The organism is Enterocloster sp. (assembly GCF_057861365.1).
The window spans coordinates 1-15,831 of the sequence record NZ_DBMACH010000005.1 but is presented as its reverse complement, the minus strand read 5'-3'; the positions used below and the strand labels follow the sequence as shown (position 1 = coordinate 15,831).

Annotated in this window: 15 protein-coding genes; 13 read left to right on the top strand and 2 right to left on the bottom strand. The window is 32.8% G+C overall.

Annotated elements, in window-relative coordinates; translation table 11 throughout:
* The first annotated feature begins 1 nt into the window (after position 1).
* From ACZM6M_RS06745 to ACZM6M_RS06725, 5 genes are read left to right on the top strand one after another with little or no spacing between them, the layout of a single operon-like run.
* The gene (locus ACZM6M_RS06745) at positions 2 to 1,420 is read left to right on the top strand and encodes a sugar transferase (RefSeq protein ID WP_489490000.1); all 1,419 of its coding nucleotides are present in this window, start codon (positions 2 to 4) and stop codon (positions 1,418 to 1,420) included.
* A 19-nt stretch (positions 1,421 to 1,439) separates the two neighbouring features.
* Positions 1,440 to 2,579 (top strand): glycosyltransferase family 4 protein, encoded by a 1,140-nt coding sequence (locus ACZM6M_RS06740; protein WP_489489998.1) that lies wholly within the window; start codon positions 1,440 to 1,442, stop codon positions 2,577 to 2,579.
* Entirely contained in the window at positions 2,576 to 3,667 is a 1,092-nt protein-coding gene (locus ACZM6M_RS06735) for a glycosyltransferase family 1 protein (protein ID WP_418762261.1), read from the top strand. The genes ACZM6M_RS06740 and ACZM6M_RS06735 overlap by 4 nt, the downstream gene beginning before the upstream one ends.
* A gap of 3 nt (positions 3,668 to 3,670) precedes the next feature.
* Positions 3,671 to 4,684, top strand: a complete 1,014-nt coding sequence (locus ACZM6M_RS06730; RefSeq protein ID WP_418762260.1) for a capsular polysaccharide synthesis protein — start codon at positions 3,671 to 3,673, stop codon at positions 4,682 to 4,684.
* An 18-nt stretch (positions 4,685 to 4,702) separates the two neighbouring features.
* The gene (locus ACZM6M_RS06725; RefSeq protein WP_418762259.1) at positions 4,703 to 5,686 is read left to right on the top strand and encodes a glycosyltransferase family 2 protein; all 984 of its coding nucleotides are present in this window, start codon (positions 4,703 to 4,705) and stop codon (positions 5,684 to 5,686) included.
* 177 nt (positions 5,687 to 5,863) lie between these two features.
* Here ACZM6M_RS06725 and ACZM6M_RS06720 read toward each other — a convergent pair whose 3' ends face one another.
* The gene (locus tag ACZM6M_RS06720; protein ID WP_489489997.1) at positions 5,864 to 6,997 is read right to left on the bottom strand and encodes an IS110 family RNA-guided transposase; all 1,134 of its coding nucleotides are present in this window, start codon (positions 6,995 to 6,997) and stop codon (positions 5,864 to 5,866) included.
* A 289-nt stretch (positions 6,998 to 7,286) separates the two neighbouring features.
* On the opposite strand from ACZM6M_RS06720, the gene ACZM6M_RS06715 reads away from it, so the two are divergent.
* The 8 genes from ACZM6M_RS06715 (at position 7,287) to ACZM6M_RS06680 (ending at position 15,456) form a co-directional block, all read left to right on the top strand.
* On the top strand, positions 7,287 to 8,378 hold the full coding sequence (locus tag ACZM6M_RS06715) for a polysaccharide pyruvyl transferase family protein (RefSeq protein WP_418762257.1): 1,092 nt from the start codon (positions 7,287 to 7,289) through the stop codon (positions 8,376 to 8,378).
* Positions 8,356 to 9,630 carry an O-antigen ligase family protein gene (locus ACZM6M_RS06710; protein WP_418496990.1) on the top strand — a complete coding sequence of 425 codons (1,275 nt, stop codon included), beginning with the start codon at positions 8,356 to 8,358 and terminating at the stop codon, positions 9,628 to 9,630. Before ACZM6M_RS06715 ends, ACZM6M_RS06710 begins: the two co-directional genes overlap by 23 nt.
* The gene (locus tag ACZM6M_RS06705; protein ID WP_418762256.1) at positions 9,612 to 10,583 is read left to right on the top strand and encodes a glycosyltransferase family A protein; all 972 of its coding nucleotides are present in this window, start codon (positions 9,612 to 9,614) and stop codon (positions 10,581 to 10,583) included. Before ACZM6M_RS06710 ends, ACZM6M_RS06705 begins: the two co-directional genes overlap by 19 nt.
* 3 nt (positions 10,584 to 10,586) lie before the next feature.
* A complete protein-coding gene (locus tag ACZM6M_RS06700; RefSeq protein WP_418762255.1) occupies positions 10,587 to 12,098 on the top strand; it encodes a lipopolysaccharide biosynthesis protein in 1,512 nt (503 codons plus the stop codon).
* A 1-nt stretch (position 12,099) separates the two neighbouring features.
* Positions 12,100 to 13,245: a Coenzyme F420 hydrogenase/dehydrogenase, beta subunit C-terminal domain gene (locus ACZM6M_RS06695; protein WP_418762254.1), complete on the top strand. Its 1,146-nt coding sequence runs from the start codon at positions 12,100 to 12,102 to the stop codon at positions 13,243 to 13,245.
* 25 nt (positions 13,246 to 13,270) lie between these two features.
* Positions 13,271 to 13,861, top strand: coding sequence for a serine O-acetyltransferase (locus ACZM6M_RS06690; RefSeq protein ID WP_489489996.1), 591 nt, complete (start codon positions 13,271 to 13,273; stop codon positions 13,859 to 13,861).
* 97 nt (positions 13,862 to 13,958) lie between these two features.
* A complete protein-coding gene (locus ACZM6M_RS06685) occupies positions 13,959 to 14,549 on the top strand; it encodes a VanZ family protein (RefSeq protein WP_418762252.1) in 591 nt (196 codons plus the stop codon).
* A 4-nt stretch (positions 14,550 to 14,553) separates the two neighbouring features.
* The gene (locus ACZM6M_RS06680; RefSeq protein ID WP_418497002.1) at positions 14,554 to 15,456 is read left to right on the top strand and encodes a sugar phosphate nucleotidyltransferase; all 903 of its coding nucleotides are present in this window, start codon (positions 14,554 to 14,556) and stop codon (positions 15,454 to 15,456) included.
* Between the two features lie 192 nt (positions 15,457 to 15,648).
* On the opposite strand, the gene ACZM6M_RS06675 is transcribed toward ACZM6M_RS06680, so the two are convergent.
* Positions 15,649 to 15,831: transposase domain-containing protein (locus ACZM6M_RS06675; RefSeq protein WP_271383362.1), on the bottom strand; the 183-nt coding region annotated here is incomplete at its 5' end.

Genomic DNA, 15,831 nt, shown 5'->3' with positions numbered 1-15,831 from the left:
TATGCTGATCCGGAACAAATCATTTTATATGTTTGCAGACGCCATTGCTGTGGTTGTATCATTTATACTTGCCCTGCTGGGCAGATTTGCTTCTCTGGATGCAGGGGACTTCCAGCTGGGAAACTGGTACGGCTGTATTTTGATGCTTTTTATTTACATTGTGGTTATTTTATTCTATCAGCCGGACCAGCCTATAATGAAGCGAAACCGATGGAATGAACTGAGAGTAGTCATCACGGATAACTTTTATATGGTTATGGTGCTGACACTTATTCTTTTTGCATTTAAACTTGGAGACAATTCGTCCCGCAAGTTTTACATATTATTTTTTCTTTTCAATATATTGACCATGTATCTGGGACGGATCACGATTAAGACGGCGCTGTTTCGGTATTATGGAAAACAGGAAAACAGAAAGCGTCTGTTGATCTGCGCATCAGATACAAATGTATTGAAGGTAATGAATCAGGTAGTTAACGCAAGACTATACGACTATGATGTGTCTGCCATTGCGGTTATGCACATTCACGGAAAGATAGAGTTGAACCAGGTAGGGATAAATGAAAACGGAAGCTATCTCTGGTCTGATTCAGACGGATTGACGGAATATCTGAAAAAACAGGTGGTAGACGAGGCTCTTTTAAGCCTTCCCACCATGCGACGTGAAAAACTGAATGACTTAATCCGCCGGTTGGAGGCATTGGGAATTGTTGTCCACGTTACGGTTAATACGTTTGGAATGGCAGAAAAAGAGAAAGCGATCGAAAATTTCGGGTCTTACCGTGTGCTTACATACAGTCCAAGAATTTTTGAACCCGCAGAATTGTTTTTAAAGCGCCTGATGGATATAGCAGGCGGTCTGGTGGGAATCATTTTCACCTGTATTTTATCCATTTTCGTTGTACCTGCCATATATCTGGAATCTCCCGGTCCCGTTATTTTTAAACAGACCAGGATCGGAAGGAATGGAAGACGTTTTTCCATTTACAAATTCCGTTCCATGTATATGGATGCGGAAGAACGTAAAAAAGAGCTTATGGCACAGAATCAGATGGACGGCCTTATGTTTAAAATGAAGGACGACCCCAGAATTACAAAAGTAGGAAAATTTATAAGAAAAACCAGTATCGACGAATTTCCACAGTTCTTTAACGTATTGAAGGGGGATATGAGTCTGGTGGGAACAAGACCGCCGACGCTGGATGAATTTATGCAGTATGAAGAACATCACAAGAGACGTTTAAGCTTAAAGCCAGGAATCACGGGAATGTGGCAGGTCAGCGGACGGAGTGAGATCCAGAATTTTGAGGATGTAGTGAAGTTGGATCTGGAATATATTGACAACTGGTCCATCTGGCTGGATATTAAAATCCTGCTTCAGACGGTTCTGGTTGTGTTAATGCATAGAGGGGCTGAGTAAAGAGAGTATGGAACGCTTTATGAAAAGTAATTTAGATATAGCAATGTTTGGGCATAAGCGAATTCCTTCGAGAGAAGGAGGTATTGAAATTGTTGTAGAAGAATTGTGTACCAGGATGGTTAATAAAGGAAACCGGGTTACCTGTTATAACAGAGCCGGACACCATGTAAGCGGCGCTGAGTATGATACAAAAGCAGCAAAAGAGTATAAAGGGATTCGGCTGAAAAAGGTTCCGACAATTGAAAAAAAGGGACTCGCAGCAGTATCCTCCTCCTTTTTTGCAGCGATTTTTGCTGCTTTAGGGCATTATAATGTGGTACATATTCATGCAGAGGGACCAGCCTTTTTTTGCTGGATCCCTAAATTGTTTCGGAAAAAAGTGATAGTGACAGTTCATGGACTTGACTGGTCACGTGAAAAGTGGAAAAGTGGATTTGGCTCTAAATTTATTCGTCAAGGAGAACGAAATGCGGTAAAGTATGCAGATGAAATCATCGTATTAAGTGAAGGTGTACAGAAGTATTTTATGGATACTTACGGAAGAAAAACTAGGTTTATTCCCAATGGTGTCAATTGTCCTGAAATTAAGTCTGCAGAACTGATTCATGAAAAATACGGATTAACAAAGGATTCCTATATTTTATTCTTAGGAAGACTGGTACCGGAAAAGGGAATCCGATATTTAATCGAGGCCTTTAAACAGGTAAAGACAGATAAAAAGCTTGTGATAGCAGGCGGAAGCTCTGATACAGATGAATTTGCAAAAGAGCTGAAAGAAATGGCAAAAGGAGATGACCGGATTCTGTTTACCGGATTTGTTCAGGGACAGGCTTTGGAAGAACTGTACAACAATGCGTATGTGTATACACTTCCCAGCGATATGGAGGGTATGCCTTTGAGTCTTCTGGAAGCTATGAGCTATGGAAACTGCTGTCTGGTATCGGATATTGCGGAATGTGCAGAAGTGGTAGAAGATAAGGCTTTGATTTTTGAAAAGTCAAATGTAGATGATTTGAGAGAAAAACTGCAAAAAGCCTGTGATGAAGTAGATATGGTAGAAGGAATGAAACGACAGGCATCGGACTTTATCTGCAGTAAGTATAATTGGGACGAGGTTGTAGAGAGAACATTAGATTTATATAGGGGACATAAATCATGATTCGAGTATTACAGTGTGTAAATGATATGCATCGTGCAGGATTAGAGACGATGTTGATGAATTATTATAGAAATATTGATCGCTCAAAAATTCAATTTGATTTTCTGACACATCGGCCACATAAGAGTGATTATGATGATGAGATACTTAGTTTAGGTGGTAAGGTGTATTATGCACCAAGACTTTATCCGCAAAATTATCCTAAGTATTTTAAATGGATGGAGCAGTTTTTTAAGGAACATCCAGAATATAAAATTGTACACAGCCATATTGATGCTATGAGTTATTTGCCATTGAAAGCAGCAAAAAAAGCAGGTATACCTGTGAGAATAGCCCATAGTCATAATACTTCTATCGATAAAGATTTTAAGTATATACTGAAACAGTATTTTCGCTCTAGAATTAATTCAGTTACGACAGATTTTTGTGCCTGTGGAGAAGAAGCAGGAAAATTTTTATTCGGGGATGTAAGATATACGATTATTCCAAATGCGATTAATATTTCAAAATTTTTATTTGACCCTGAAATAAGAAGAAAAAAACGCGAAGAATTGAATATTAAAAATGAATTTGTAATTGGTCATGTGGGAAGATTATCGTACCAAAAAAATCATAAATTTTTAGTTCAAATTTTTAAAGAATTTGTTTCACAGAATCCTGATTCCGTGCTTTTGTTAGTAGGTGTAGGGGAAAAGGAAAATGAAATAAAAAAACAAGTTGAGAAATTTGGATTAAACCCCAAAGTGAAATTTTTGGGCAATCGGACAGATGTCAATGAATTATATCAGGCAATGGATATTTTTGTAATGCCTTCGTTTTTTGAAGGAGTTCCGGTTGTTGGTATAGAAGCTCAGTTTGCAGGATTACCTTGTGTTTTTTCAAACAAAGTACCTAAGGAAGTTAAATTTAACCCAAAAACGGATTTTATGGGATTAGACGAATCGTTAAAATCATGGGTTAAGATTATAGAAAAATATAAGGATGACAATAGAGAAGAGCTGTTAGGAGAATTAGAAAATAGTTCTTATAATATAAAAAAGGCACATACATTGTTGGAAAATTATTATTTAAGTTTAGAGAGCGAATAGATTATGGCAGGACATAAGAGCATAAAACGAATTGTACATCGTTGCATGGAAGAGTTAGATGCAACTCGAAGAATTGCACAGGTAACTTCTTTAAAGGAAGGATTAGAAACATTTCGTGCAAAAGTAGATATCCAAATTATGAATCGTAATGGATATTATGAAAATGAATCAAGAAAGAAACATCTACTTAGAAAACATGATATTATGATTCGTTATTATGAAAAGACATTTGGAGATTTTTTGAAAACATATGATTATAATCATACCAATCAAGAATTTCAAAAAACAAAGTATTCAGATCGTATTTGGATTTGTTGGTGGCAGGGATTGGAACAGGCACCGGAACTAGTAAAAGTATGTGTAAATTCTATTCAGAAAAATGCAGGAAATCACAGAGTCATTGTTTTAACAGATGATAATTATAAGGATTATGTAGATATTCCAGAGTGGGTAGAGGAAAAAAAGAATAAAGGGATTATAACGAGAACAAATTATTCAGATTTGTTAAGGTTGTCTTTATTAGCAAAGCATGGAGGAATGTGGATTGATTCTACATTTTTCTGTACACAGCCAGTATTAGATGATTATTTTCAGTGGCCTTTATGGTCGATAAAGAGACCAGATTATTTTCATGCATCTGTAGCATCAGGGTATTTTGCAGGATATTCTTTGTGTTGCAATGAAGAAAATCGTTTTATATTTATGACAATTCGCGATTTTTTCCTTCACTATTGGAAAAATAATGATACAATGGTTGATTATTTGATGGTAGATTACATGATTGTATTGGCACAGAAGTATGATGCTAGAATAAAAAAAGAATTTCAAAAAATACAGTCTAATAATCCCGAATGTGATGAATTATATAAAGTTATGAGTGAACCATTTAATCAGAAAAAGTGGGATATTATGAAATCTGAAACAGCATTATTCAAGTTAAGTTGGAAATATCAATATCCTATTGAAAAAAATGGGGAAAAAACATTTTATGGGATGTTAGTGCAAGATAAATTGTAATTTTGATGGGGGAATTATATGAATCCGAAGATAAGCGTAATTGTACCAATATACAATGCGGAACTTTATCTTGAAGAATGTATTCATTCAGTATTGAATCAAACATTAAGAGATATTGAATTATTATTAATTGATGATGGTTCTACAGATGGATCATTTAGAATCTGTGAAGAATATAGTAAAAAGGATAACAGAGTTCAGGTGTTCCGTAATAAGAATGTTGGTCAGGGATTAGAGAGAAATTTTGGAGTCAGAAAAGCCGCAGGAGAATATATTGCTTTTTTAGATTCAGATGATCAATATAAAGAAGATGCACTAGAACGATTATATCAGAAAGCTATGGAAACTAATGCAGATATGGTTTCCGGTGGGTATGCAGATGTATGTAACCATGAAATTATAAAGGAACATCTATTAGGAAATAGAATTTTAGATAGTACTGAAAAAATAAAAAAAGTAATGTCTGATTTAATTTCATATGAGAAAAAAGAAGGATATGATGGATGTATAGCTGTTTGGGATAGTATTTTTAAAAAGCAGTTGCTTATAGATAATAATATTCAATTTTTGTCTGAAAGGGATATATATTCAGAGGATTTACTATATAAACTAATGGTTATGTCATGCTCTCGAAAAATAACTTTTTGCAATGATATTACATATTTATATCGAGTAAATGATACATCATTTACAAATAGAATTAGTGAATCGGTATTAAATAGAATTACTAATTTGTATGATGAAATTATTTTAAGATTTGAAGAGTTTTTACAGGAATTTAATTTAAAAGAAAGATTAGTTAATCGGACCTTTTTTACACTACGATTTAATATTAAAAAAGTTTCAAAATCAAGAGATGTTAAAAAGTTTTATAAAATGATTTTTGAAAATAAAAAATTAATGGGAATTGTTGTGACATATAAACCAAATAATTTGAAAAATTTTGTTATATACTATTTAATTAAATGGAAAATGCTGGGGATGTTTTATATGTTCTTTTAAAGAAATTAAATTTTAGGAGAGACCAGCTATGAAAAGTCAAGTATAAATTAGCCAGAAATTCAGTTTTTTTTGTTTCGGGTAAAAAGGGTAACTTTAACAAAGCTCCCTAAAAGCCCTTGTTCAAAATCTATCGATTATGGTATGTAGGTCTCTTATTCGAGGTTAAATTCTATTTCGTCAGTGAGCATCTTCCAGATGACTCTGACAAGCTTGCCAGCACAGTGTCCAAGGGCATTGTAGTGTGGTTCGGCCTTCAGCTCTCTTGGCATCATAATAAGCCTTGAAAGTAGAGTTGTTTTTAACAACATTGTGAGCTGCATTTATAAGGGCATAGCGTAATACCCTTGAACCTCGCTTGGACATTCTGGTTCTCTGTGCCTGGAAATTACCAGACTGATGAACCGATGGATCCAGTCCGGTGAACGCAAGCAGTTTCTTTAGTTCTGAGAAATGGTGTATATCACCAATCTCACCAAGGATCATCCCGCCATTGATGAAACCAATTCCGGGAATGGTCATAATCACAGAGTGCAGGCAGGTGACAAGATTTGCCATTTCAAGCTCTGTGTGAAACAATTGGCTATCCAGTAACTCAATCTGTTCAATGGTGTGAGTTATCTGAATAGATAAAGAACTGTCATTGACACCGACAGACTTCTGTGCGAGAATTCTTAATTCTCTGGCTTTCTCCTTACCGAAATGGCCGTGGGAAGCAACTTCGAGAAGGTGAGCAAGATGGGTCATATGCATAGAAGCAATGGCAGTTGGTGTCGGAGCCTCTTTAAGGAGGGTATAGACAGAATTCTGATGCAGGCCAGATTTGAAGAAATACTGTAGTTCAGGGAAAACCTGATCCACATAAGAAGTCAGCTGTATTTTTAAACGGGTACGCTGCTTCACCAGTTTCTGACGGAATCTGTCGAACTCTTTGAGTTCAATATAATCCAGGGTCATGAATCGTAAGGAGTCCTGCATCATAAGGGGTTTAGCAATAACAAACGTGTCGACTTTATCAGTCTTAGTCTTACGTACATTATTTTTACGCATAGAAGAAGTCTGAATCGGGTTTAGAACACACACTTTAAAGTCCTTGCTGATAAGAAAACGAACAAGGTTGTCACCGTAGTGTGCCGTTGACTCAAGACCTATGATGATGCTGTTCTGGTCAAGTGGTGCCAGTTTAGAAAGCAACAGATAGAAGCCATCATAGTCATTTGTGAATTTGAACGGCTCAATGAGTATCTCGCCGTCGGAAGAAATCGCAGCGGCGAAATGGTTAAGTTTGGCAATATTAATGTCGACGTAAATCATGAGGTTGTACCTCCCTTTCATAAAGTCTGATACTGTGGTATCCACCAACAATTATCATCGTAGACTTGATTGAAATAAGCACTCTGAGCAAACGCTCTGGCAACATCTAGCTAATAAACAATTCAGATAAAAGAGGTGGCAATACACTCCTGTTGAGTAGTCAAAACTACAGAAAAAATTAAAAGTCACAGTATCTGAATGTATTAAACCACGAAACAAAAAAAGAAAGGAAGTATGTTGTTTTTGCTTCTAATAACATCATACAAGTAGAATAATGAAAATTGGTATTATGACATTTCATAGAGCTATTAATTATGGAGCCGTTTTACAGACATATGCTTTACAAAAATATTTGAATGATAGCGGATATGATGCAGAAGTTATTGATTATCGCTGTGATCACATGGAGAATTTTTATAAGATTTTAAGTGTAAAAAATAAATCCATTAAGCAGGTTATTAGGGGCCTTTTAAATTTTATACATGTATATAAAAAGAAAAGTAGATTTTATGGATTTTTAGATCAGAATGTAAAAATAAGTTCAAAGATTTATGATAAATCAAATATTGGTGAATCAAATAATGAATATGATAAGTTTATTACAGGGAGTGACCAGGTATTTAATTATGCATGTTCACAATTTGATAAAAATTATTTTTTAGAGTTTGTTAAAAATTATGATAAGAAATATTCTTATGCTGCTTCATTTGGTATGAAAGAAGTTCCGTGTGAATATGCAGAGGAATATAAAAAGTTACTTTCAACATTTCATGAGTTGTCAATTCGTGAAACAGATGGACAACAAATAGTAAAAACATTGGTTGGAAAAGAAACAGAATTATCAATGGATCCGGTTTTTTTATTAGGCAGGGAAGATTGGGAGCGATTAGCTAAGAAACCGAAAATAGAACATTATATATTGATATATAAATTGAATACATCAAATTTATTGTTTGATTTTGCAAGAAAATTAGCTAAGATGACAAATACAAAAATTGTTGCATTGAACTTTGATATTGTTGATCAGATGAAAACACCAGATATAAAAGGATTATTTTCAACATCAATCGAAGAATTTTTAGGATATTTTAAGTATGCAGATTACGTTGTAACAAATTCATTTCATGGAACTGCATTTTCTATTATTTTCCATAAAAATCTTTATGTAGAGGCTTTACAAAAAGATTTTAAGCCTAATGATAGAGTAGAATCATTATTAAATTTAACAGATTTGAATGTATGTAAAATAAAAACTTTAGAGGATTGCGTATTAGATATTAATAGAGACTTCAGTATGGCAGATGAACAAATCAATAAAAAATGTGCGGAAGCAAAACAATATCTTGAAAGGATTATGAATGAAAATTATAGAATGTTCTGACTGGAAAGATAAAAGAATACTAGAAATAATAATTGCAGCTGTGATTAATTTAATAATATTTTCTGCAAATAATAAATTGATGATGTATACAAAACATTTATCATTATTGGTAATTATCCTTTGCTTAGGAATGTTTATTTTAAACAGGAACTATATATTGAAAATAAATAAATATAAACTCATGTATTCTTTATTTGTGATAATGATAATGGTTAGTTGTTTTTGGGTTAGCAATATAAATGTTATTTGGGATTATAGTTTATATTTAATTTCAGGAGTATGTGTTATTTTTTCTGATTTTTCAAAGACATTCTACTATTATTTTATGAAAAATTTTAAGACCTTATTTTGGGTATTTATATTTTCAATGTTTTTAGAGGCATTGTTACCGAATGTGTTTTTTTTAATATTTGGATTTGCTTCATTTGGAGATGCAGAAATGCGAGCTCTTACATCTGGTGGGGCAATTGCAGGTTTAGCTTTTGAAAAGGCATATGCAGCATTTATTTGTAATTTAGGGCTTGGTGTTATTTTTGCAGAATTTGTTGCTCAAAGATCATATAAATATGTTATTCAAAGCATACTTGTAATGATAGCATTAATGATGACAGGTAAGCGCACATTGTTTATTATCCCAATTGTTGCTTTATTAATTTATGTAATGTTATTTAGTAAAAATAATAAGTTTATAAAATTAGCTGGAGTTGGATTAGGAATATCAGCATTTATTATAATAGCATATACGATAATTCCAGAAGCATCTTTAATTATTGATAGAATTATTAATAGCGGAGGAGATGTTTTATCTGGAAGAGAAAATTTTTGGAATTATGCTATGGATATGTTTCATCAAAATCCATTTTTTGGAAGAGGGTTTATGTCATTTAATGATTTCGTGTTTAATCAAGGATTTCGTTATTATGGAGAAAGATGGAATTATCAAGCACATAATGTATATATTCAGCTCTTGGGAGAAACTGGTATTATAGGATGTGGAGTGATCATTACACTGATTGTTATTTTGATAATTAAAGCCATATCTTTAGCAAAAACCACATCTAATTTTTGGGATGTACTTTTAGTTTATTGGATAATGTTATTTGGAATTTATAGTCTTACAGGAAATACACTTTATTATCCGTGCCAATTGATTATTTTGGTAGTGTCCATCTTACTTATTTCTAATGTGAAAAAAATAAGAGAAGTATCTTATCAGATTGGAAAAACAATTAAATGGAAGAGTTTAGCTTGAATGGAGGGGGAAAAATGGAGCCATTAGTGAGTATTATTACTCCGTCATATAACTCGGGAAAATATTTAGATGCATATTTTACTTCAATTTTAAATCAAGATTATAAAAATTATGAAATTATTTTTATTAATGATGGATCGACAGATGATACAGAAAGTATTGTAAATAAATATAAGGAATTGTTTGAAAAAAAGAATGTTCGTTTTGTTTATTTAAAACAAAATAATGGTGGACAAGCAAAAGCTATGAATTTAGGTTTCCCATATATTCAGGGAAAATATTTTATTTGGCCAGATTCCGATGACGAACTTTATTCCAATAATATTAGCGAAAAAGTAAAATATATGGAGCAGCATCCAGATATTGCATTGGCAATGTCTGGAGCTGATTATGTAGATGAGAGTGGTAATATAATAGATTATTTACAAAGACAGCAGCTGGATAATGATAATTTTTTTGAAGATTTATTATTAAGTAAAAACGTAGTATTTTGCCCGGGTATTTATATTATGAGAACAGAAAAATTTTTTAAATATGTACCAAATGGGCAAATTAATGAAAGCCGGATAGGTCAAAATTATCAAATTTTATTACCAATAGTATATCATGATAAGTATGGTTATATTGATAAAACATTGTACAAGTACATTTTACATAAAAATAGTCATTCCAATAAGGATAATAATCAATATGAAAAGATGATCCAACGCTTTAAAAAGCAGGAAGAAACATTATATATTCTTATAAAAAGTATTTGTGATGAAAATGATGAGAAAGTTTATAAAAATAAATTATATATCCATTTTCATCGTTTTTATCTGCGTTTGGCTAATAAATATGGTATGAAGCAGGATTTAAAAAAATATTATGAACAGTTGAAGCAAGTTAATGGAAATGGTATGAAGGAAAGAATATATTATGTATTGGGAATTATTGGTATAAAAAAGAGGTAAATAATGGGTCGATCGAAAAAATTTATGTATAATTCCATTACAACGGCATTATTGCAAGTTGTAACAATGGTAGCAGGTTTTGTTACACCAAGATTTATGCTAACGGCATATGGCTCTGAAATTAATGGTTTAGTATCATCCATTTTACAATTTATTAGTTATTTTAATTTGGTAGAAGCAGGATTATCAAGTGCAGCGGTATATTCCTTGTATAAGCCGATTGCAGATAAAGACCATGATAAAATTAATAGAATTGTAACAGCAGCAAAGCATTTTTATATAAAATCAGGATTTATTTTTGTCGGTTTAGTTGCATTATTGGCTTTATGCTATCCGTTTATTGCCAGTTCAACAGTATTAGATCAAACAAGTATTTTTGTGCTTGTTCTTGTATTAGGTGTCAATGGTTCTTTAGAGTTTTTTACCTTAGCAAAGTACAGAGCATTACTTACAGCAGATCAAAAAACATATGTGATTTCTCTGGCATCTATAGTATATACTATTTTAAATACAATTATTGTTGTGGTTTTATCTACAATGCGTATTAATATTGTATTATTGAGAATTATTGCGTTATTTTCAATATTCGTGAGAACAATGATACTGTATGTATATGTAAGAGTAAATTATCATTTTATTCGCTATGATGTAGAGCCTGATTATGCTGCTATGGATAAAAGATGGAGTGCATTGTATTTACAAATTGTACAAACAGTGCAAAATGCATCTCCAGCTGTTTTAATTACTATTTTTTCTTCCTTGAAAATGGTAAGTGTTTATTCTGTCTATAATATGGTTATGTCCGGTATTAATGGAGTTATGTCGGTTTTTTCTACAGGTGTATCTGCAGGATTTGGAGAACTGCTTGTAAAAGGCGATAAAGTGGTATTTAAAAAAGCATATAGGGATTTTGAATATATTTATTATTTCATGGTAAGTGTGATATATTCTATTACATTAGTCACAATTTTACCTTTTATAGAGGTTTATACTAAGGGTGTTAATGATATTCAATATACAAGTTTTATATTTGCAATTTTATTTGTGTCTAATGGAATTTTATATAATTTGAAAACACCTCAAGGTATGTTGGTAATAGCAGCTGGATTATACAGGGAAACAAGAATTCAGAGTACAATTCAAGCAGCTATTTTAGTTGTAGGAGGTATCATTTTTGGTGCAAAAAATGGATTGACAGGAATTATGTTTGCGTCATGCCTGTCAAATTTATATCGCTGCATTGATTTATATTTTTTTATACCCAAGATGGTAACTCAAATGGAAAGAAAAGCTACATTGAAAAATATTATTATTACAATTTCAATGATTATTGTATCTTATTTTACGGCACCACAAATAATAAAATTTTATCCGGTAAGCCTTATTACATGGGTTGTCTATGCGGCTTGTGTTAGTATATATTGTTTGGCATTAATTAGTGTTTTTCATATAATATTTGAACGAGAAAATTTCAAAAAAATATTAGTGAGAATACGAAATATGAAAGGAAAATAAAATGATAGAGTTATATACAAGAAAAGAAGAATGTTGTGGATGCTCTGCATGTGCTAATGTATGTCATAAACATGCAATTCATATGGAACAAGATGAAAAAGGATATTTATATCCGGTTATTGAAAAAGAATTGTGTGTGGAATGTGGACTATGTGAAAAAGTATGCCCATTAAAAGAAAATAAAAGAGAAAATGGTTTTGAAAAAAAAGCATATGGTGTAAAAAATATAAATCAAGAAGAACGAATGAAGAGTAGTTCAGGCAGCGTATTTATTGAAGTTGCAAAATATGTTTTAAATGAGAATGGCGTGGTATATGGTGTCGAATTAACTCAAGATTTTCAAGTAAGACATGAAAGAGCAGAGTCTCTTACAGATGCAAGAAAATTTCAGGGCTCTAAGTATGTTCAAAGTGATAAAAATGATGTTTTTCGGCGGATTCAAAATGATTTGAAAATAGGAAAAACAGTTTTATTTACAGGAACTCCGTGTGAGGTGGCAGGATTAAAGCAGTTTTTGAGAAGAGAATATGATAATTTATATACTTTGGATCTAATTTGTCATGGAGTTCCAAGCATGAAATTATTTCAGGCATGTTTGAAAGAAAAGGAAAAGATTTCAAAAGTAGAGGAAATAAGATTTCGTGATAAAGAGTATGGATGGAGAAATCAAGAACTTTATATTAAATTAAAAAATGGAACTATTTATCACGCACCAATATGGGGAGATAATTTTTATCGACTATTTACTAGCAATTATATATTAAGAGATTCTTGTTATACATGCAAATTTGCAAATATGGAAAGACAAGGAGATATTACAATTGGAGATTTTTGGAATATAAAAAATGTAAATACTGAATTTGAGGATAAATTAGGAGTATCTTCCATTATCATTAATACAAAAAAAGGAAAATATTTATTCGAGAGTTTAAAGAATACCTTTGAAGTAATAGAATGCTCCTTGAATGATATTAATCAGCCCAATTTAAATCATCCTTCATCACGTCCGGAACGATATGAGGAATTTCAAAAAGATTGTTTAGAAAAGGGATTTGATTATTGTCTGAAAAAGTATGGAACGATGAAATTATCTGAAAAAATTAGAAGAAAACTATCGCCCATAAAGCAAAAATTAAAACAATATTAAAAAAAATAGTGGGGACAAGAAGTATATGAATCATAGATATATTAAAGTATATGTAAATATGTGGCGAATACTTCCATTCTATATAATTTGTAAACATTGCAAGCATAAGGATAAAGTTGATTTAGATATTGCAATGTGGAAAAGGAAAAACAAAGAATTAAATGAGTATTCGGAATTATTTCAATTTGGATATTTTGCGATGAATATGATTGAATTTAGAAATGTTATGTTAAATAGATTGCATCGCAATAAGATTGGTTATGTAATTTCAAGAATGCTATTCAAACCACTGGAAAGTTTGTATATTAATATGCCGCCCGAAAAAATTGGAGGGGGATTATATTTTTTACATGGATTTTCAACAATTGTAGCAGCAAAAGAAATTGGAAACAATTGCTCTATTAATCAGCAAGTTACTATCGGTTATAATGGTAAAGATGCACCAGTGATTGGAAACGATGTAACCATTACAGTAGGTTCAATAGTAATTGGAAATGTAGTTATAAATGATGGAGCAGTTATAGGTGCTGGATCTGTTGTAAAACATGATGTTGAAGCTGGAGATATTGTTGCTGGAGTACCAGCAACCTCAATCAAGAAAAAAGTTTATAGATAATATAATTAAACTATAAAGGCTTTCATAGGATATATTTGTAATTTATTGGATAAAAATGTTTCAGCAAATTGTGGAAAAAATTATTAGAAATGTAGTTATGGCTTTATATCAGCCATTTTGGGGAGCCATTTTAATGGCTTTTATGTCTATGTTTTTGTACCTTTATAGTAAAGAACATGGATGGAAAGGAATAAATCTTTTTATTCAGCCTATTAATTCCTGGGTCAATGAATTTTTAAATTCATCAGATTTTCGCAGGGTATTTCTATTAGCATTTCATGCAACTATGATTTTATTTAGAACTTTAATCAATCGTCAGATTTGGTTTGATCCTTTAGGAAAAATCATGGAGGGCTGGGGATTATATGATGGAGACGGAAAACTAACCACCGAAGCAATAGAGAATTTTATGCTGTTTGTGCCGTTTACCATATTGCTCTTATGGGCATTGGGAAAACATATAATTGATGAAAGATTTACGTTAAGGAGCGTTCTGTGGAGAACGGTGAAAGTGGTTGGTTCCATATCATTGACTATAGAATTTTTACAGGTACTGTTTCATGTTGGTACGTTTCAGATATCCGATCTTACTTACAATACTTTAGGCGGATGTCTGGGCGGAATGATTTATTGGCTTTGTATAAAAATTAAGGGTAAAGGAAAAAGCCAATGTGGAAGGAAGGGATAAGATTATGAAAACAACATTATTAATTATGGCAGCAGGAATTGGTTCTCGTTTTGGAGGCGGAATCAAGCAGTTAGAACCAGTGGACAGCAACGGCCACATTATTATGGATTATTCTATTCATGATGCAATGGAAGCAGGTTTCAATCATGTAGTATTTATTATCCGTAAAGATATTGAAAAGGAATTCAAGGAAGTCATTGGAGATCGAATAGAAACCGTATGCAAAAACTATGGTGTGACTGTAGACTATGCATTTCAGGATATTCATGATATTCCGGGAGAACTTCCGGAAGGACGGACAAAACCGTGGGGAACCGGTCAGGCAGTTCTGGCAGCAAAGAAGGTTTTAAAAACTCCCTTTGTTGTTATTAATGCGGATGATTATTACGGAAAAGAAGGTTTTGAGGCTGTTCATGAATATCTGGTAAACGGCGGCCAGTCCTGTATGGCAGGCTTTGTTCTGAAAAACACCTTATCAGACAATGGCGGTGTAACCCGCGGTATTTGCAAAATGGATGGAGAAAATAATCTGACGGAAGTAGTAGAGACAAAGAATATTGTGAAAACAGTTTCTGGCGCGGAAGCGAATGGAATTAGAATTGATATAGATTCTTTGGTCTCTATGAATATGTGGGGAGTGACACCTGATTTTTTAGAAACATTAGAGATGGGATTTCAGGAATTCTTTGAGAAGGAAGTTCCAGAAAATCCGTTGAAATGTGAATATTTGATTCCATCCTTTATTGGAGAATTATTAGAACAGGGAAAAATTGCTGTAAAGGTACTTCGTACCAATGATACCTGGTATGGCATGACTTACAAGGAAGATGTAGTAGCTGTAAAAGAAAGCTTTAAAGAAATGTTAAATAAGGGGCTTTATCAGGCTGATTTGTTTTCTGATTTATAACTATAAATGAGCAAATATCAAATTTTGCAAGTTATCTAACAGAGTCTATGAGATGATGGATAAGGGAAAGAAGATTTTCCCGTATGAAGGTATTGGAAAAGCATTAGATATACTGTAAGCGCAAAATATTGCTACGCTGCCCATGAATCACGCTTGCACCAAAATGATAGATGCAAGCGTTTTGCTCTATGTTTAGTTTTGACAGTTCGCTTTCGCAGTCTCGCTCCATGGGGCAAGCTGTTCCAGCTGTTCATCTGACATTTTAGCGTCTGGTCGCTGTGATAAGAGGTATGTCAGATATTTGTAGGTATTCAGGTCATTCGCTTTTGCCATCTCAACCATTGTATACACAATAGCGCTAGAGGCAGCTCCCTT